Origin of the sequence: Halopenitus sp. POP-27 (genome assembly GCF_029889855.1) — an archaeon.
Lineage (GTDB): Archaea > Halobacteriota > Halobacteria > Halobacteriales > Haloferacaceae > Halopenitus > Halopenitus malekzadehii.
Map to the genome: position 1 here is coordinate 315,401 of NZ_JARANU010000001.1, position 17,578 is coordinate 332,978.

Here is a 17,578-nt window from a genome sequence, read left to right on the forward strand (position 1 = left end):
ATGGCCGCGAACACGGATCGGGAGTCGGAGCTCGATCGATTCCTCCTGAAACAACGGGTCGAACGGTTCCTCTATGAGGAGGCGTCCCTGCTGGACCGGCGCGAACAGACGGAGTGGCTCGCACTGCTTGATGAGGACATCGAGTACAAGGCGCCGCTCCGGGTCACGCGTGAGCACGTGAACGACAGCTTCAGTCGCTCGGCGTACTACTTCGACGAGGACTACGGCTCCCTGGAGGCCCGGATCCAACGGTTCGAGTCGGAGTACGCATGGTCCGAGCGGCCGCCCTCCCGGACGCGTCGTTTCGTCACGAACGTGCGCGCCACCGAGCGAGACGACGGCGCCGTCGACGCCGAGAGTTACCTCCTGCTGTACTACGGACAGGGGGACGACTCGTCGTACACGTTCCTCGCGGGGCGCCGGGAGGACGTGCTTCGCCCGAACGGCGAGACGTTCACCATCGCGAAGCGCCACGTGTTCCTCGACCACGCCGTTCCGGAGATCGACAAGATCTCCGTCTTCCTATGACCCGACGAACCACCGTCACGGCCGAGTTCGACATCGGCGACGGCGACGACGGCGACGACGACGCCGCAACCGTTCGGAAGCTGTTGACGCCCCGGGGACAGCTCGTCGAGATCGAATCGGCCGATCGGACCGATGCGGACGGATCGAACACGATCCGGGTCGACGCACTCGGTCTCGAGAGCCTCTCGTGGCAGACCGAATCGGAATTGGCCGACCGGCTCGGTCGGCAGCCGCCGGCCGACTGGAACGCCGCCGACGCCACCGAGGTCGAGGGACCGTTCGCCGTCAGCAACGAGTACGCCGACGTCGAGATCGCGAAGGCGACGACGACGGACGGCGACGCGCTCGTGGTTCGCGCGCCGGTAAAACGGACCGAGATCCGGTTGCCCCCCGCGATGGTGGGCGCCCTCGCAGCACGTGACACCAGCCTCTTCTCGGAGTTTCTGGAGACACCACACGGGCCGCACGATCACTGAACGGCGTGTCACTCGACGAATGACCGAACGATCTCCATCGGGACGGTTCGCTCGTCGGCGTCGTGGATCGCACGCGAGACGTACGGCGATCGGAGCTCCAGTTCGTCCAGCCGCTCCCGATCGACCCATCGGACGTCGGCGACGCTGTCGGTCGCGACCACCCGTGGGTCCGCGGAGACGGAGCCCAGATACGTTATCGAGAGGAACGGCCCGTCGACGAAGGCGTCGTGTCCGAGATAGACGCCGACGAGGCCGGTCAGGTCCACGTCCACGCCGACCTCCTCCGAGAACTCCCGAACGGCCGTTTCGGCCGGTTCTTCGTCGGCTTCCACGCGTCCGCCGGGCAGGTTCCACGTCCCGCTGACCGGGGCTTTCCCCTCCTCAACCAGGAGGACGTCGTCATCGGTCCGCACGACGGTTGCGGCAACGAGCGTGTGCATACCGATGGTTGCCGACCGGATGCCAAAAGACCGGCGCCGATCGATGGCTCGCCGCCAGTGGCCCGCCACTATCCAAAAGATATAATAATCAATAGGGACTGTTCGTAGTAGAGAGTGCCAGTGGAACCCATGACAGATGAAGCCAATCAAGAGCCGGACGACCGGTTCCCGTGGCCGGATGAGGTCGAGATCCCCGACGACTGTGCAGGTTGGGAAGAGATGTATCCGCGGTACTTCCGGTTCGGCCAGGGGGCCGAGCGATCGGAACTGGAGCGGGACCGGTTCTGGTTCTGGGACCAAAAGGACAGCCCGAAACCGCTCCGTCCGTGGGACATCACCCTCTGTGTCGAGTCGATCACGATGCAGTTGTCACAAGCACAGAGCCGCGTGTTCGCGGTCCCGCCGGCGATGGGCATCGATCTGCGGATCATCGCGGGGTACTCGTACGCCTCACCGGTTCCCTGTACGGATCCGGAGCTGCTCGAGGAGCGCAAAGCCGTCTTCAGCGAGCGCAGCGAGTACGTCTACGAGAACTTCGAGGAGCTCTACGAGGACGAGTGGCTGCCCGCGGTCAAGGACATCGGCCAGGAGATCCGCGATCTCGACGTCCCGGAGCAACTTCCCGAATACGCCCCGGAGGACGTGGTCTACGACGCACAGGGGCTGTATCCCGGAGCGGTCGACATCCAGAGCGAGTACAACCGGTTACAGGAGCTGACGCTTCGAGGATGGCAACGTCACTTCGAGTACCTCAACCTGGTGTACCTGGCGTATCTCTCGTTCAAAGAGACGTGTGATGACCTGTTCCCCGACATCAGCGACGACGCCATCGGAAAGATGGTTACGGGACTGGAGACGGACCTGTTCCTCGCGGACGCGGTCCTCAACGATCTCGCACGGCAGGCGATGGAGTTGGGTGGGGACGTGCCGGAGATCCTCACGTCGGCGGGGACGCCCGACGAAAAGATGGCCCGGCTCGAGGAAACCGAGGCCGGCCGCGAGTTCCTCAAGGCCTTCGAGGACGTGAAGGACCCGTGGTTCCATATCACCGTCAGCAGGGGATACCACAGCGCGGACGGGTCGTGGCTCGATACGCTCGAGCAGCCGTTCGACCACCTCGAGGAGAAAGTGACCGCGCTCCAGGAGGGAACTGACATCGGGCGAGACATCGAGGCGCTGCAGGACGAACGCGAGGAGATCGTCGCCGAATACCGGAGCTATCTGAACGAGAGCGAGCGGGCCCGGTTCGATCAGGCCCACGAACTCGTGTTGACGGTCTACAACCACGCCGAGGACCACCAGTTCTGGATAGAGAACTGGCTCCACACGATCATCTTCCAGAAGCTCGATGAGTTCGGCCAACTGCTCGTGAACCACGGCTTCCTCGAGGAGCCCAGGGACATCACGTTGTTCGGTCGTACCGAAGTTCCGGAGTTGCTCGCGGACCTCGCCCGCGTCTGGTCGCAGGGGCACGGCGCACAGACCCCGGCCTACTGGAAGGAGGATGCCGCCGATCGAAAGCGCATCCTCGAGGCGGCCGAGGAGTGGTCGCCGCCCCCGGCGATCGGCGAACCGCCCGAGGAGGTCACCGATCCGATGGTGATCATGCTCTGGGGCATTACGACCGAAACCGTCCAGAACTGGCTCGGCACCGCGGGGGACGAGGACGGCTCGGAGATGAACGGCTTCGCGTCCTCCTCCGGGACGGTCGAAGGACCGGCGCGGGTCATCACCTCGGGAAGCGAACTGACGGCGGTCGAGCGCGACGAGATCCTCGTCGCACCGCTCACGAACCCCGATTGGACGCCGGTGCTGTCGAAGATCGCGGGGGCCGTCACGGACAACGGCGGCGCGACGAGCCACACCGCGATCGTCTGTCGCGAGTACGGCGTCCCGGCCGTCACCGGGGTTGGAACGGCGACGACACAGCTCGAGACCGGCGATCGGATCCGCGTCAACGGGACCGAGGGAACGGTCGAGGTCCTCGAAAAGGCGGAGCAACATTGATAGCGAACGAACCGAATGAGTACACAATGACCGACCCACAATACATCGTGGACTTCGCGTCCGAACGCTGCACCAAAGAGCACATCGACCTCGTCGGCGGGAAGAACGCCTCACTCGGCGAACTGATGGAGGCGGGCGAGAACGTGCAAGTACCGCCGGGGTTCGCGGTGACGACGGCGTTCTACGACGCGTTCCTCGAGGCACGATCGCTGGACGAGTACATCGCCGATCGGATCGCCGAGGTGGACATCGACGACGACGAGGCGGTGGCAGCCGCGAGCCGCGAGATCCGCGATCGGATCACGAACGCGTCGCTGCCCTCGTTCCTCGCCGAGGAACTGCAGTCGTCGTGGGAGCGACTGCAGGAGCGAACGCGGACGGCGGAGCTACAGGTGGCCGTCCGGTCGTCGGCGACGGCCGAGGACCTTCCCGACGCGAGTTTCGCGGGCCAGCAGGACACCTACCTCAACGTGACCGATCTCGAGACGGTCACGCAGCGAACCAAGGAGTGCATGGCGAGCCTGTTCACCGAACGGGCGATCACCTACCGGGAGAAGCACGGGTTCGACCGCGACGAGGTGCGCATCAGCGTCGGGATACAGAAGATGGTCGAGGCCCGGTCGTCGGGGGTGATGTTCACCGTCAACCCCGCGAACGGGGACCGGTCGAAGGTCCGGATCGAATCCAACTGGGGGCTGGGGGAAGCCGTCGTGAGCGGGATCGTCACGCCGGACAGCTTCCTCGTGGACAAGCCGGTGTACAAGATCGTCGACCGAAACGTCCCGGAAAAGGACGTGATGACCGTCCCGACAGATGCCGGTACCGAGGAGGTCGACATCGACGACGACAAGCGCGACGTACCGTCGGTGACGGCCGACGAGCTGATCGGCTTGACCGATTTGGCAACGACGATCGAGGACCACTACGACGAACCACAGGACATCGAGTGGGCCATCGAGGGAGAGGGCGAGGACAAACGGTACTTCATCCTGCAAAGCCGCCCGGAGACGGCCTGGGAGGAGGCGGGTGACGACGGCGAGGCAACCGACGACGGAAGCGAGCCGGACAGCGCGGCCGACCAGATCCTCGACCATTTATAAACAGTCGGGGAAGCCGCTTCGAAACGACGAAACGTGGGGTGTGAGACGGGACGGGGCCCCCGTCGGAGGGTGGAGCTAACGAGGGCATACGGGAACCGGTAGTCGATGCTGAAGCGGGTAAGTGAACGATCGACGATCGACGATCGGCGTCCCATCGACGTCGATCCACCGCGCTCGGCCGTCGGTAACTGTACCGCCAAGAGAAATACTCGCTGGCTGGACGGTATCGAGACATATTACAATAAATAGGTACGGGAATATGTTCGGAGAGGCGGTAGATGGTGCGGTGGATCAACGAGATCAACGCCTCAGATTGCGACATTACAGGAGGAAAATCCGGGTGAATTCGATGTTCACGGGGTTTTCCGGTGAAATATCACATCGATGGGTGAGAGATGCTCCGATGAAGTATCGTATATATAAACAGTCAGTTAACTGGACAGGATCTGGATGGGACATCGGAGACAATCGATCCGTTCGACGCGTTTTCGATCCGGTATCGCACAGGTGTGGGTCGGGGCGGACGAGCTACCAGCACGGATACGAGGTTCCTGCCGCTCTCCAGGAATACCGACGACGTGGTCATCGACCGGATTCCGAGTTCCGAGATACCAGGAAAACGGTTCTAAACCGAAGGAAAGATCACGATTATAACTGAATGATCGAGATAGAATTACATACATATGATAGTCATATTAAGGACTGTACTCCCGCGATATTTCCGAGATAAGTGGAATTCAGTGAGGGACGGAAGTGATCACTGAGGAAGGAACTACGGCAGGAGGATCGAGGTCGGTCTCCACGTACCGATCGGCACAAAACCACATCGACGCCTGCCACCGGTGGCAACGAACCGGTTGCAGCGCATCACCACCGTACAGCCGCGTGGTGCACTATCGAGGCAAGTCGAATCACGATCCCTTCGCCACGTTTTCCGAGGGGAAGCCGATCGGATCCCGAAACGGCGGGACATCGCGTATGGTATGAAAGCAACGAGAGAATACCGCGCGCGAGACGGTCTCGTATGCCGAACTCGTCTGAAATCGATGAGCGATCAGTCGGCACTCAGGTCGACGACGCGATTCGGAAGAACGTCGGCCTGATATCGCCGTGCCGCATAGATCGCGACGCCCGTGGCGACGAGTCCGAGGTAGATGAAGAACGCCGTCGGCGTCGCAAGCGATACGTACACGAACGACAGAGCGTTGATCGCGACCGCAGCGATGGACGCCCGCCGGACGAGGGTCGGCGTGAGAAGCCGCGTCGACCGGAGCTCCTCACGCTCGAACACTTCGGGGAACTGTGAGGAAAGCCGGACGCCGATCAGCGGGCCGATGCTAAACGTCGAGAGGAGCGCAAGCGTCAGGGCGGTCGCAAGGACGCTGAGCGGAAGGCTCAGGAACGTCGTCGACGCCGCCACGAGGAACAACAGGGCCAGGAAATACTTCGGTTCGCCGTACCGGTTCGTTTCCGCGAGTATATCCGGGAGGAGTCCATCGGCGGAGGTCGCCTCGACGTACCGGTTCAACACCATAATGAGCATGATGCCGGAGGTGATACCAGCCAGAGCCGCACCGAATCCGACGATCATGATGAGCTCGGTCGGCAGGTACTGTAGGGAAACGAACGCGAGCGTTTGGTCAGCGAGGTCGGTGTACGAGATGATCCCAACGCTGACGAAGCCGACGAGCGTTGCCGCGGAGATGTTCGTGACCGAGGCGATCGCTATCGACTTCGTGACCTTGTCCTTCGCGTCCTTCACCCCGCCGGAGAAGTCGATCGTATAGAACGACGCCGCCGCGACGCTGTACAGCAACGCGAAGGCGGCAGCCATCCCGCCGATCGACGGAGTCGTCTCGGGAGCCAAGTTGGCCGGGTCGATGCTCTGGAGACCGGGACCGACGATGACCACGATGGATAGCAAAAGCAGCGTCGACAACACGATCTCGACGGCGCCGGCGATCCGAAGCCCGAACCAGACGACGATGAACGAGAACGCCATCATCGACAGGATCAACTGCTGTGTACTCAACGGCGTGAACGAGCTGGTGATCTGCGCGCCGGGGATGTACATATACTGAATGATCGAGACGGCGCTCAAGCTCGTCATCAACCAGACGGACAACCAGCCGGCGAGTTGGCTGAGCGATTTGCTCTCCGGAAACAACAGTCGCGAGGGGTAGAAGTAGTGGCCGCCGGACCGCGGCCACGCCTTGATCAGCGTGAAGTACGCCGGGAACGCGAGGAATATCGGCACGGCAACCAGAAGCCCCAGGGCCAATACCGCCGGTCCGGCCATCGAACCGGCGACGACGGGCGTCACCCAGAGTCCGCCTCCGACGCTGATGCCGACCGCGGCAGCGATGCTTGCGACGAATCCGATCTTGGTTTCTTCGATTTGGCTCATTGTTGGATGCTGATCCCGATTCGGTCGACCGGGATCCGGTTATGATGCCATGTATCCGCTTGGCACGGCATTGTAACTGTATACCAACGAACAGAGATTTATATATCTTTTGGTCCTCTCGCCGGATACGGAGCGGCGGATCAGTTCGCCACAGCCGTGCCAGCCGATCGAACGGCGTGTAAATGTCCCGTCCGAGGGAACCCGCAGGATGGCAATCTATTTTAGAGAGGGTTCTGTTCGAACGGATATGGCCGTCGAGTTGCCACAGCTGACCAGCGAGTGTACGGGGTTATTCATCGACGGAGAGTGGACTCCGTCGGATTCGACCGATCGGATATCGGTATCGACGCCGATCGACGGATCCGAATTGACGAGCGTGCCGGCGGGTTGCAACGCCGACGTCGACGCCGCCTACGAGGCGGCTGCAGCGGCCCAGTCGGAGTGGGCGTCGATCACGCCAGACGAACGGGCTGCAGTGCTTGCGCGGTTCGCCGAGCGGGTCGACGAACACGAGGATGCGCTCGTCTCCACGCTGGCGGCGGAGTCCGGAAGCGTGACGCTGAAGGGATCGGCAGAGCTCGATATCGCTCGCGGATTCATCGACTTCGCGGCGGCGCTCCCGCACGAACTCCACGGAACCACCGGTCCGGCGTCTGTTCCGAACAAGGAGAATCGTATCGAGCGCGAGCCCGCGGGCGTCGTCGGCGTGATCTCGCCGTGGAACTTTCCGTTCTCGTTGACGATCCGTGCGGTCGCCCCGGCGATCGCGCTCGGCAACACGGTCGTGATCAAGCCGTCCTCCGAGACTCCGATCACGAGCGGGCTCTGCATCGCCAAACTCTTCGAGTTGGCGGGGGCCCCGGCCGGCGTCGTCAACGTCGTCACCGGTCGTGGGTCGGACATCGGCGACCGAATGGCCTCACACCCGACCGCGGACGTGATCGCCTTCACCGGATCGACCGGCGTCGGACGACGTGTCTCGAAACTCGCCGCCGAACAGTTGACGCCGCAGGCGATGGAGCTCGGCGGAAACAACCCGCACGTGGTCCTTGAGGACGCCGACGTCGATATGGCGGTCGACGCCGGAGTGTTCGGGACGTACCTGCATCAGGGGCAGGTCTGTATCTCGCTGAACCGCCACCTCGTTCACGAATCGATCTACGACGAGTACGTTCGAAAGCTCACGGAACGAACCGAGACGCTGCCGATCGGCGATCCACGCGATGCGGAGACCGTCATCGGTCCGATCATCAACGAGACGGAACGGGACGAACTGCTCGAGTACGTCTCACGAACCGAAGACGCCGGCGCCCGTGTGGAGACCGGCGGCGACGCCGAGGGGCTGTACCTCGAACCGACGGTCCTCTCGGGAGTCCACAACGATATGGCCGCAGCCTGTAACGAGCATTTCGGACCGATCGCGCCGGTGATCCCCTTCGGTTCGGACGAGGAAGCGATCGAGATCGCAAACGACACCGAATACGGGTTGGCAGCCTCGGTCCATAGCGGCGACCGCCGCCGCGCCGAATCGGTGAGTCGGCGGATCGAGGCGGGTATGGTCCATATCAACGATCAGCCGATCAACAGTAATCCGCGGATCCCGTTCGGCGGCAGGAAGGACTCCGGGATCGGACAGTTCAACGGCGAGGCGATCGTCAAGAAATTCACCGACCCGAAGTGGATCTCCATCCAGACCGAGCCCCGATCGTATCCGTTCTGATCGGGTCAACATACTTGTAGCTACGACGAGACCATCATCCATGCACGAAATCACAGCAGCCGTGATGCGCGAGCCGGAACAGTTCAGCCACGAAACGGTCACCCTCGAGGACCCGAACGCGACCGAAGTCCTCGTCGACGTCCGGGCGACGGGCGTCTGTCACACCGATTATCACGCGTACACGAATCAGGACATCAACCGTCCGGTCGTGCTCGGCCACGAAGGTGCAGGTGTCGTCGAGGCGGTCGGCGAGCAGGTGACCGGCGTCGAGCCCGGCGATCACGTCGTTCTCTGGGTCATTCCGTCGTGTGGGCAGTGTGAATACTGCTCGTCCGGTCGTCCGTATCTCTGCTCACAATACACCGAGACTCGTGGGACGATGCCGGACGGCACGAAACGACTCGCCGATGAGGAGGGGTCGATCGACCATTTCTTCTCCCAATCGTCGTTCGCCACGAAGGCGGTCGTTCCCGAACGGTCAGCGATCCCGATCCGGGAGGACGTCCCCTTCGAGATCGCCGCGCTTCTGGGCTGTGGGATCCCGACGGGCGCCGGTGCAGTGCTGAATACCGCCACGGTCAGGGCCGGCGAGGACGTCGCCGTCTTCGGCTGTGGCGGGGTCGGTGCGAGCGCGATCCTGGCCGCGGACCTCGTCGGTGCACGAAACGTCATCGCCGTGGACATCGACGCGGACAAACTCGATCGGATGCGCGAGATCGGTGCAACCCACGTCGTCGACGCGTCCGAAACGGATCCAGTCTCGGAGATCGACCGACTGGTCGGCGGCGTCGACTACAGCTTCGAGTGTATCGGTCGATCACGGACGATCGAACAGGCGTTCAACGCGCTTGATCGTGGCGGCACCGCGGTCGCAACGACGACGAAAGATACCGGGTCGCTGGAGATCGACGGCAGCGCCTTCCTGATGGGCACCAGTATCGTCGGCAACATCGTCGGTTCGATCCGTCCGCGGGCCGATCTGCCGAAGCTGGCGGATCTGTACGCGGAGGACAAACTCGACCTTGATGCGCTGTTGACCGATACGTACCAGCTCTCCGAACTCGACGCGGCGTTCGAGGCGTTACACGAGGGGGATGGGATCCGAAACGTGGTTGAAATAGACGGATAAACCGGCCGGTGGTATCGGCTGCGTGTCAGGAGTACCGGAATTTCAGGTCCAACTCGTTGGTCGCGCTGAGAAGCACGTCCGGCAGTTGCTCCCGGAAGTACTCCCCCGAAAGACGATTCGCTGGACCCGGGATGGCGATGGCGGCGACCACCTCGTCACGGTCGAAGACCGGAGCAGCGACTGCGCGCAGGTTGGTGACGGATTCCTCGTCGTTGAAGGCGATGCCGCGGTCCCGTACCCGCTCCAGCTCATCGAACAGATCGTCGCGGTCGGTGATCGTGTTTTCCGTTCGTTCGGGCAATCCGTAGCAGTCGATGATCTCCCGAACACGGGCGTCCGGATAGTGTGCGATGAGTGCCTTCCCGGCCGCGGTACAGTGGACGTCGACGCGTTCACCCAGCGACGTCGCGGTCGGGACTGCGTGTTTTCCTTCCGCCTTCGCGACGTAGACGGCCTTGCCGTGCTCCTCGATGATGAACCACGCGACCTCGCCGGTTTCCGCCGCGATCGCCTCGAGAACCGGTTCGATGGTCTCGAGAATGCCGAGATCTCGCCGCGTATACGTCCCCAGCTCGTAGAACTTCATTCCCAACCGATACTCCCCGGCATCGTTGACGAGATAGTGGAGTTGGGTCATCGTCGTGAGGTAGTTGTATGCCGTACTGGTAGACATATCGAGGGTCTCGGCGACTTCCGTCAGCGTCGCTCCGTTCTCCCGCTTCAGCGTCTCGATGATCTCGAATGCCCGTGACACCGTGGAGAGTTCCGCCGTGTTCGAGGGGCCTGACATACCCTATACGGCGGTCTCGAGTCCGAAGAGGTTTCCGGTGCGGTATCCGGAGACGCTGCTCAACAATGGACCGACCGCGACCACACTCTCCGTCGTGAGACACCGAACGCGTGTTACGCCGAAACCGTGAGTCCATCCTCGGCGATCCGGACGGTTCCCGAGAAGACGTCGGTGGCCGTCGATCGCATCGCCGCCGTATCACGGAACGGCAGGAAGTGGGTCAGGACCAGCGTCCCGACGTTCGCGGCGTCGGCGATCTCTGCAGCCTCCCGCGCGGACGTGTGCACGTCGACGATCGGCGTGTCCTCCGGTTTCGGGTTCGTGGCCTGGAACTGTTTCCAACTCTCGGTATCCGCCGTCGTATTCGCGTCCGTTGGCTCGCGTTCCGGACCGACTGCCGCATCGTGGATCAGAACGTCGGCGTCCGCGGCGAAGTCACTCAACGAACCGATCTTGCTGGTGTCAGGGGCGTACACGACGGTCGATCCGTCGGCGTTCTCGATCCGGTAGGCGTAGGTCTCGATCGAGTGATCGACGGAGTGGGTGGAGACGGTCCAGTCGTCAGTCGACACGCGTGAGTCCGCAGATATCGTCGAGAACCCGATTTCGGAGATCCCCTCGACGGGTCGTCCGAACTTCTCCCGATAGCCGATGTCGGCTTCGTAAATATCACCGAGTGCGTCGATCAGTGCATCGGTTCCATCCGGGCCGTAGACCGTAAGATCGCGGCGACCGTACATCCAGCTGAGGATGGCGAAATGGAAAAACGACGCGTTGTGGTCCATATGGTGGTGGGTGAGAAACAGGTTCGTCACGTTTCGGAGCTTGAACTCGTTATCGAGCAATCGCTCGACGGACATCGGACCACAGTCGAAAAGCAGCGGCTCGTCATCGACCGTCACGACGATGCTCTGGCCGCCGCGGGACGTCTGTGCGAGTGGCGAGCCACTGCCGAGGATGGTTACCTCCATATATGACGTTATTCAAAGACCCAGTATATATATTTAGTCCCTCAGGAGTGGAGACGGAGCAACGGACAACGCGAGGGGAGACACGGCGAACTGACGGCAGGGACGAGTCAGTGATGGTCTTCGGGCCCGTGCGGCTGTTCAAGATACTCGGAAAAGACAGTGTGATCCCGTCGAGCCAACCCCTCGAGTCCGGCCGGTGTGATCTGGATCCGTTCACGCTTTTTCGGCGCGTGGATCTCGAGCGTCGTCCGAACCGGGGACTGCAGCCGCCGGACGCGAACGTATGCATACTCGTTCATCAGTTCGAACTCGACGTCACAATCGACCTCGTCGGCGTCTTCCTCGAGCGGCTCCGCATCGTTCTCGTCGACGGGCTCGACCGTGAAGACGTCCGGACTCTGCCAGGTCAACGACTCCAAGCCGAGTGCGTCGACCGATAACGTCCGTGCCTCGGCCGACGACTCGAACTCGACGCGCTCACCCTTCGGAGTCTCGATCTTTCGGACCGTTACCGTCCGCTCGGTCGACGACACGTCGAACTCCTCGACCGTGCTCACGTACGGCCGTCGGTGGTTGCGATCGGTCATAGGAACGTGGAGATCTTGCTGATCCCCAGGGTGGTGTGATCCGGAAGGATCGTCCGCTGTGCGATCGTGAAGCCGTCCTCCGTTCGACCGAGCGTGTCCTCCCGTCGGATCGAAAGCAACGAGTAGTCGGTCGTATCACCCTGACTGTAATAAAGGAGGACGTTGCTCGTTGCGGAGACCGTCTCCTCGGTCCACTCCTGGAGCGTCACGTTGGTGACGTATCTTCGAACCCGAGCGGGTGGACGTTCCGCCCACGCGTAACTCGAGTCGAACCGCTCGACGCGAGCCTTGAGCGAACCGTAATCCTCGTCGAAGAAGTGTGCCTCGTCGTCGAATTCGGCGGGCTCGTACTCCTTCATCAATCGACGGGGCATCCGGTATTGGATGCCCTCCTCGATCAGATCGAACCACTCATCGAGATCGCGGTTATCGAGGAGATCCGCTTCGCGTGTGTAGAAGTTCCGGAGGTCACGCTCGAGGACGAGCTCGCGCAGTTCGTCCGCGTCGACGCCGTCGATCGCGTCGCTCATTGTGGCCGGTCCTCCTCGTCGATCACCGTCTCGTACCACTGTTCGTGGAACTGTCGCATCCCGCCTTCCTGAAGGTTTTCGGTGTAGGCCGTTCCCGGACCGGCCCACTCCTCGTCGATGTCGACGTCGGTCATCCACTCCATCCCCATCTGGTAGTTGAGGTCGTAGTTCTGCTTCCGTGCGACCTGGGCCCGAGCCGAGTCCGTGATACCTTCCCACAGACTGATGTCGTCCTGCTCGAAGTTCCCGGTTGGGCCGAAGTTGCCGGAGTACATCTTGTACATCCGCTCTTTGAACTCCTGGGACGCGTTCTTGGGAACCAGCGCCCAGCTCCAGATCTCCATCGTGTCCGGACCGACCGGTCGCCACTTGCGGATCGTGAAGAACGGACAGACGTCCTTCGCGCTGTCGTCGGTCGTGTTGCCGAAGTGGATGAACCCGAAGTTCGGGAAGATCGCGCCGACGAACTGGAGCGCCCGTCGTCCGATGTCGAACTGCTCCTCGGAGAGCCCATCAGCCGTGAGGAGCGACTGCACCTCCTCGGGGTAGGTGAGATACACCGACTCGTCCAACATCCGCGTGCTCAGCGTGTGGCCGTCGACGTAGACGTGCCGATCGATGCTCTCGCCGGTACCGGCGCCGCCGACCGTCTCCTCGCCGCCGAGTTCGAGATCGAGGATCGAACCATGGGCCCACGCAGTGTGGTAGCTGTCGCCGTTGAGGTTCTCGGACAGAACCTTCCAGTTCGCGTCGATCTCCCACCGGTGGGGTTCGCCCATCACCTCCATCCCGCCATCGGCGAGGTCGAGCTGGATGTCGAGATACCATTTGAAGTCGCCGAGGTGTTCCTCGAGTGACGGTCCGTCCTCGGCGAGTGAGCCGAACACGAGCCCCTTGTAGCTCTCGAGACGCGGGGCGTGAAACAGTCCGTTTTCGTCCCGGTCGAGGTTCTTGAATCCGGCACTCTTCTGTGGGACCCCGATGAGGTCACCGTCGTTCTTGTAGGTCCACCCGTGGTACGGACACCGAAAGTGAGAGGTGTTGCCCTGCTCGGCCCGGCACAGCTGGGCGCCGTGGTGTCGGCAGGCGTCGAACAGAAGGTTGATCTCGCCCTCCTCATCCCGAACGAAGATGAACGGATCGTTGCCGATGTACCGTCTCGCGTAGTCGCCGGGCTCGGGGATCTCCGACTCGTGGCCGACGAAGATCCACTCGTTGCCGAAGATCCGGTCCATCTCGAGGTCGTGAACGTCCGGATCGTTGTAGAACTGAAGCGGGAACTTCCCCTCTTCAAGGCTCTCAGCGACGCTATGGACGACCTCGTCCTCGATCGAGGAGTCCTGTGACTTTGCCATACACACGCATATGTACACTAATGATTGATAAGGGTAGTGGTTGTGAACGACACGCGGACTCGGGATCTCGAGCGGACGTCCTCCGCGACACCACCGGTCGCGTAGCCCACCGGGTCGATCCCGTCGGGGTGAAGGATAACTTCCATATATTTCGGAAACCGATCTACGCGGATCCGCGTGCGAACGGGTTCCCAATAACAGTCTATCGCGGCCCATACTCCGAGATCCCATCCATGAGTGAATGTTGGAACCATTATAATTACAAAGCTATGCCTGTGAGATTCTTGAATACATTTGTTCCGAATATATGAGAACACAGTGGAATCGGATCGAGACGTCGAGACGGCATCTCGAAACGGGAACGTCCACACACGGCCCATTCGTTCCGCCACCGAACACACGTGTCGGAACGGCCAGCCGGGCAGGATGGCCGACCACGAGTCAATACCCGAGCGCGAACAGCTCGTTACTGGCGACCAGACAACCCATACCCAACAGGATACTCGCGAGGAACCCGAACGAGAGCTCCCACGTGAATACGTCCGCTAGCGCACCGACGACGATCGCACCGGTACCGCCGAAAACGCCGTAGATAGTTCTCGGCAATCCGAACTCGGTTCCGACGGTCTCCGTAGCGGACCCATTGACGAGCCGCGAATCGATGACGGCGACGCTGCTCGACCCGACCGCGATCAGCACGGTTCCAACGACGAGTGAAAGCGCCTCCGGCCGGAGGATCAAAAGCAGAATACCGCCCCACCCGGCGAAGAAACAACTCGCGAGCGTCGCGTCCTCCCCGTACGCGTCGGCGACGCGTCCAACCACGACCTGCAGCGGGATCAAGACGACGAAAAACGCCGTGAAGACGGCGCCGGCGATCGTCGGCGAGTACCCACCATATTGGACGAGGAACGTGGGAATGAACGTGAACAGTCCGGTCGCGGCGAACATCGCAACGATGCCGATACAGATGGTGAAACCGATCGACGGTCCCCACAGGACCCCGGCGAGCTGGTCGTGATCGAACGCCTCTCGAAGGCGTCCCTCGGGGCGAGGAGGATCCCTCACCCGAACCGTCCACGCGAACAGCACGAAGACCGGAACGGCCGTGAGGATCACGAGCACTGCGGCAGGTCGCCACCCGTACTGGATGCCGACCCACGAGGCGACGGCGGGCGCTATCAACCCACCGGCGGGCATACCGATGTTGTGTACGCCGATCGCCATCCCCGTATTGTCGTACAGTCGTGACAGGAGCGCGGTCGCGGCGCTGTAATGTAATCCGCCGACTGCTCCAAGCAGTATCGTCCCGAGGAGAAAGACGACGTACACCGGGGCGAAGGCGACGATGAGGCTCGTGACTGCCGTTCCGGTGAGCGCCGCTAGAATAACCGTCCGCTCCCCATATCGATCGGCGAGGAAGCCGCTCGGGAACTGCGTGAAAGAGTAGGCAGCCCACATCCCTGACAGGGCGATCCCGATCTCCGTGTTCGAAATGCCGAAATCGGCGGTTATCAGCGGAACGAGCGGACTGAGGGCGAGTCGGCCGAACGCGGTCACGAAGAACGCAAGCGTACACAGCAACAGGACGATCGATCTGTAGGTGTAATCGAGTTTCATAGATCGGATCCCGCGATGGCACGGCACGACCGCTGGGAACGTCTCGTTCCGTTAGACATCGAGTTCGAGGCCGTCCTCGGCGATGACGACGGATCCGTCGAAGGATTCGGTCGCCCGTCGACGCATCTCGTCCGTGTCTCGATACGGAAGGAAGTGGGTCAACACGAGCGTCTCCACGCCGGCCGAACTCGCGATGTCGGCTGCATCAGCCGCGGAGCAGTGGTTCTCCTCGACGGCGTTGCTGCGGTACGGCGAATCGGCTCGGTACTGATCCCAGACGAAGCCGTCGTCGGGGACCGCGTCCTCGGAGTAGGGACCGATACAGGCGTCCTGGACGAGGACGTCGGCGTCCCGTGCGAAGTCGACCAACGCCGGCAGTTTGCGCGTGTCCGACGAGAAGACGAACGTCTCGCCGGTCTCGTCGTCGGTGACTTTGAGCGCGTACGTCTCGATGGAGTGGTCGACGCTGAGCGCCGTGATCGTGTGTCCGTCGATCGTCGTCGAGAACCCGTCGTCGATCCGCACGGTATCGATGTCGGTGATCCCCGCCGACGGATAGATGTCCGTTCGGTAGTCGAGGTCCTCCGCGTAGATGTCGTACATCGACTCGACGAGCGTGTCCGTGTTGTCCGGCCCGTAGACGGTGAGCGATTCGCGGCCACCCTGGGCCCAGCTCGTGAAGACGAAGTTGTAGAAGGCCGCGTTGTGATCGAGGTGGTGATGCGTGATGAAGAGGTCCTCGATCCGCCCGTAGTCGATCTCGTTCTCCATCAACCGATGGACCGTGTTCGGACCACAATCTATCAGGAACATCTCGGTATCGGTCTCGACGACCAGACTCGTTCCCGCACGCTCGAGTGTCGGGATGGGACTGCCCGTCCCTATGAGGGTGACTTGCACATCGTCGGCTTATGAGTAATGAAATAAATAATTTGAGGATCCATATGTCGCCTTTATTATCTTTTGGTAGCACGGGCGGATGAAAAGTCGTGACACGTTTTAACAAAATATAAACAGAATGAAATATTTATAATCATAAGATTAGACTATTTTAACATATCTCATATATTTATAACACAGTGCAATTTCCGTGTCGTTCATATCCGCAATCGACGCCGCGTCGGTGGTGACTATAGATCCGATCAGCGTCGACGAGAAACAGTATCCCACCGATGTCAATTTTTACGACGTTACTGGGACTCCTCATTCGTACAAATAGCCGTTTTAAACCTTTTAAGCCGAGATTCAGTCGTTTCTGAAGCCGGATCGATACAGCATACTGCTGATCGGTGAACCGGATCATACTCTCGGCGACTGCGGTCCGACCCGAACCGGGATCGAATCACGTCGTAGATCAGCGTTCCGTACCGGATCAGAGACTGACTTCCAACGTCACCACTTGCTAAATATATCAGATTTAAATATAATATGTAAAAAGAGAATTTTAGGCACAGGTCCGAAAACCGATCCGGTACGTCGATCGAGATCGCCAGTTGCTGGGTCACGAGATCCGTCTCGATCGACTCGCATTGACCCGACGGAACTCACGGAGTCGACGGGACGCGGCGAAGGACGGGGCGAGACGGAACGAGACCGATCGACCCTCCGGCGGCGATCACCCGTCTCGCGACTCCGAATCGCGGTCGAGCGCGGCGCGTCGCTGCTCGTATTCGTCGTCGGTCAGATCGCCGCGGGCGTACGCGAGCCGGAGTTCCTCGATCGCCCGGTCCGAGTCGTCGTCGCGTCCCGCGATCGTCCTGTAGACGAGGTACCCGCCGCCAACGAGGACGGCGAGGAACAGGAGCTGCATCGCGACGCCGACGAGGACCGTCCACCCCGCCGACGTTCCGTCACCCCACATCCCGCAGGCCCGCATATGTCTCTTATGCGCGACAGCGGCTGCCCACGGAGCGCGATG

General features: G+C 61.5%; 16 protein-coding genes. 6 read left to right on the forward strand and 10 right to left on the reverse strand.

Features of this window, described 5'->3' with window-relative positions; translation table 11 throughout:
- Complete coding sequence (locus OQF70_RS01620; RefSeq protein ID WP_280535470.1) at nucleotides 1-528, forward strand: aromatic-ring-hydroxylating dioxygenase subunit beta; 528 nt, start codon at nucleotides 1-3, stop codon at nucleotides 526-528.
- Nucleotides 525-1,004, forward strand: a complete 480-nt coding sequence (locus OQF70_RS01625) for a hypothetical protein (RefSeq protein ID WP_280535471.1) — start codon at nucleotides 525-527, stop codon at nucleotides 1,002-1,004. Before OQF70_RS01620 ends, OQF70_RS01625 begins: the two co-directional genes overlap by 4 nt.
- Before the next feature lie 8 nt (nucleotides 1,005-1,012).
- On the opposite strand, the gene OQF70_RS01630 is transcribed toward OQF70_RS01625, so the two are convergent.
- The gene (locus OQF70_RS01630) at nucleotides 1,013-1,444 is read right to left on the reverse strand and encodes an NUDIX hydrolase (RefSeq protein ID WP_280535472.1); all 432 of its coding nucleotides are present in this window, start codon (nucleotides 1,442-1,444) and stop codon (nucleotides 1,013-1,015) included.
- A gap of 129 nt (nucleotides 1,445-1,573) precedes the next feature.
- On the opposite strand from OQF70_RS01630, the gene OQF70_RS01635 reads away from it, so the two are divergent.
- Nucleotides 1,574-3,451: a PEP-utilizing enzyme gene (locus tag OQF70_RS01635; RefSeq protein WP_280535473.1), complete on the forward strand. Its 1,878-nt coding sequence runs from the start codon at nucleotides 1,574-1,576 to the stop codon at nucleotides 3,449-3,451.
- Between the two features lie 26 nt (nucleotides 3,452-3,477).
- Nucleotides 3,478-4,551, forward strand: a complete 1,074-nt coding sequence (locus OQF70_RS01640) for a PEP/pyruvate-binding domain-containing protein (RefSeq protein ID WP_280535474.1) — start codon at nucleotides 3,478-3,480, stop codon at nucleotides 4,549-4,551.
- A gap of 1,054 nt (nucleotides 4,552-5,605) precedes the next feature.
- Here the strand turns inward: OQF70_RS01640 and OQF70_RS01645 are convergent.
- Nucleotides 5,606-6,958: an APC family permease gene (locus OQF70_RS01645; RefSeq protein ID WP_280535475.1), complete on the reverse strand. Its 1,353-nt coding sequence runs from the start codon at nucleotides 6,956-6,958 to the stop codon at nucleotides 5,606-5,608.
- Between the two features lie 247 nt (nucleotides 6,959-7,205).
- Here OQF70_RS01645 and OQF70_RS01650 point away from each other — a divergent pair, with 247 nt between their 5' ends.
- Both OQF70_RS01650 and OQF70_RS01655 read left to right on the forward strand, forming a co-directional pair.
- Nucleotides 7,206-8,678: an aldehyde dehydrogenase family protein gene (locus tag OQF70_RS01650; protein WP_280535476.1), complete on the forward strand. Its 1,473-nt coding sequence runs from the start codon at nucleotides 7,206-7,208 to the stop codon at nucleotides 8,676-8,678.
- Nucleotides 8,679-8,718: 40 nt separating this feature from the next.
- Nucleotides 8,719-9,807 (forward strand): alcohol dehydrogenase catalytic domain-containing protein, encoded by a 1,089-nt coding sequence (locus OQF70_RS01655; protein ID WP_280535477.1) that lies wholly within the window; start codon nucleotides 8,719-8,721, stop codon nucleotides 9,805-9,807.
- A 25-nt stretch (nucleotides 9,808-9,832) separates the two neighbouring features.
- On the opposite strand, the gene OQF70_RS01660 is transcribed toward OQF70_RS01655, so the two are convergent.
- The 8 genes from OQF70_RS01660 to OQF70_RS01695 all read right to left on the reverse strand — a co-directional run.
- A complete protein-coding gene (locus OQF70_RS01660) occupies nucleotides 9,833-10,597 on the reverse strand; it encodes an IclR family transcriptional regulator (protein WP_280535478.1) in 765 nt (254 codons plus the stop codon).
- Nucleotides 10,598-10,710: 113 nt separating this feature from the next.
- Entirely contained in the window at nucleotides 10,711-11,568 is an 858-nt protein-coding gene (locus OQF70_RS01665) for an MBL fold metallo-hydrolase (RefSeq protein ID WP_280535479.1), read from the reverse strand.
- A gap of 107 nt (nucleotides 11,569-11,675) precedes the next feature.
- The gene (locus tag OQF70_RS01670) at nucleotides 11,676-12,155 is read right to left on the reverse strand and encodes a hypothetical protein (protein ID WP_280535480.1); all 480 of its coding nucleotides are present in this window, start codon (nucleotides 12,153-12,155) and stop codon (nucleotides 11,676-11,678) included.
- Nucleotides 12,152-12,685 carry an aromatic-ring-hydroxylating dioxygenase subunit beta gene (locus tag OQF70_RS01675; RefSeq protein ID WP_280535481.1) on the reverse strand — a complete coding sequence of 178 codons (534 nt, stop codon included), beginning with the start codon at nucleotides 12,683-12,685 and terminating at the stop codon, nucleotides 12,152-12,154. Before OQF70_RS01675 ends, OQF70_RS01670 begins: the two co-directional genes overlap by 4 nt.
- Nucleotides 12,682-14,040, reverse strand: a complete 1,359-nt coding sequence (locus OQF70_RS01680) for a Rieske 2Fe-2S domain-containing protein (RefSeq protein WP_280535482.1) — start codon at nucleotides 14,038-14,040, stop codon at nucleotides 12,682-12,684. The genes OQF70_RS01675 and OQF70_RS01680 overlap by 4 nt, the downstream gene beginning before the upstream one ends.
- Nucleotides 14,041-14,481: 441 nt before the next feature.
- Nucleotides 14,482-15,660: an MFS transporter gene (locus tag OQF70_RS01685; RefSeq protein ID WP_280535483.1), complete on the reverse strand. Its 1,179-nt coding sequence runs from the start codon at nucleotides 15,658-15,660 to the stop codon at nucleotides 14,482-14,484.
- Nucleotides 15,661-15,711: 51 nt separating this feature from the next.
- The gene (locus tag OQF70_RS01690) at nucleotides 15,712-16,560 is read right to left on the reverse strand and encodes an MBL fold metallo-hydrolase (RefSeq protein WP_280535484.1); all 849 of its coding nucleotides are present in this window, start codon (nucleotides 16,558-16,560) and stop codon (nucleotides 15,712-15,714) included.
- A 715-nt stretch (nucleotides 16,561-17,275) separates the two neighbouring features.
- Nucleotides 17,276-17,578, reverse strand: a 303-nt coding sequence (locus tag OQF70_RS01695) for an SHOCT domain-containing protein (RefSeq protein WP_280535485.1), incomplete at its 5' end; no start/stop codon positions are given.

Bases quoted from the DNA above. Each gene is read 5' to 3' on its own strand.
- OQF70_RS01650 (WP_280535476.1), top strand. From the start codon at position 7,206: ATGGCCGTCGAGTTGCCACAGCTGACCAGCGAGTGTACGGGGTTATTC.
- OQF70_RS01625 (WP_280535471.1), top strand. From the start codon at position 525: ATGACCCGACGAACCACCGTCACGGCCGAGTTCGACATCGGCGACGGC.
- OQF70_RS01660 (WP_280535478.1), bottom strand. From the start codon at position 10,597: ATGTCAGGCCCCTCGAACACGGCGGAACTCTCCACGGTGTCACGGGCA.
- OQF70_RS01630 (WP_280535472.1), bottom strand. From the start codon at position 1,444: ATGCACACGCTCGTTGCCGCAACCGTCGTGCGGACCGATGACGACGTC.
- OQF70_RS01680 (WP_280535482.1), bottom strand. From the start codon at position 14,040: ATGGCAAAGTCACAGGACTCCTCGATCGAGGACGAGGTCGTCCATAGC.
- OQF70_RS01620 (WP_280535470.1), top strand. From the start codon at position 1: ATGGCCGCGAACACGGATCGGGAGTCGGAGCTCGATCGATTCCTCCTG.
- OQF70_RS01675 (WP_280535481.1), bottom strand. From the start codon at position 12,685: ATGAGCGACGCGATCGACGGCGTCGACGCGGACGAACTGCGCGAGCTC.
- OQF70_RS01665 (WP_280535479.1), bottom strand. From the start codon at position 11,568: ATGGAGGTAACCATCCTCGGCAGTGGCTCGCCACTCGCACAGACGTCC.
- OQF70_RS01685 (WP_280535483.1), bottom strand. From the start codon at position 15,660: ATGAAACTCGATTACACCTACAGATCGATCGTCCTGTTGCTGTGTACG.
- OQF70_RS01645 (WP_280535475.1), bottom strand. From the start codon at position 6,958: ATGAGCCAAATCGAAGAAACCAAGATCGGATTCGTCGCAAGCATCGCT.
- OQF70_RS01655 (WP_280535477.1), top strand. From the start codon at position 8,719: ATGCACGAAATCACAGCAGCCGTGATGCGCGAGCCGGAACAGTTCAGC.
- OQF70_RS01635 (WP_280535473.1), top strand. From the start codon at position 1,574: ATGACAGATGAAGCCAATCAAGAGCCGGACGACCGGTTCCCGTGGCCG.
- OQF70_RS01640 (WP_280535474.1), top strand. From the start codon at position 3,478: ATGACCGACCCACAATACATCGTGGACTTCGCGTCCGAACGCTGCACC.
- OQF70_RS01670 (WP_280535480.1), bottom strand. From the start codon at position 12,155: ATGACCGATCGCAACCACCGACGGCCGTACGTGAGCACGGTCGAGGAG.